Source organism: Variovorax sp. P2_H12, from assembly GCF_056403395.1.
This window is the reverse complement of the sequence record NZ_JBFUFO010000334.1, coordinates 1-358: the sequence shown is the minus strand read 5'-3', so window position 1 is coordinate 358 and position 358 is coordinate 1. Positions and strand designations below refer to the sequence as shown.

Sequence of the window (358 nt, the reverse complement as noted above, 5' to 3'; positions counted from 1 at the left end):
GGCCGAGTTCGGCGGTGAACCTTCTGGCGTCTTCGACGCGATGGAAGAAGACCAGGACGCGGCGCAGGTGGTGTGCGGACATGGTCTTGAGGACGGCCAGGTGCAGGGCGGTGGTGCGCAGCGCGTCGTCGCCGGGAGCGGTGTCGTTGCCGGTGGTGCCGGGGCGGGGAGGTTGAGGGTGGCACGGAGTTCGCTGTCGGTGATGGTGGGCACCACGATGCGGTAGTCGGCGGCCACTTCGTCGGCGACTGCCTACGCCAGGGGATAGTCGAAGATTTTCTTCCCGTAGACGGCTTCGTTCTCCATCGAATTGGCGAAGGCGTCTATGTCGACGTCGGTGTCCCGGCGGGTGGTGCGG

General features: G+C 66.5%; 1 protein-coding gene. It reads left to right on the top strand.

The window, feature by feature from the left end; all coding sequences use genetic code 11:
• A partial coding sequence (locus AC1DYK_RS36380; RefSeq protein WP_478170687.1) for a hypothetical protein occupies positions 1–226 on the top strand: 226 nt, incomplete at its 5' end.
• Between the last annotated feature and the right edge of the window lie 132 nt (positions 227–358).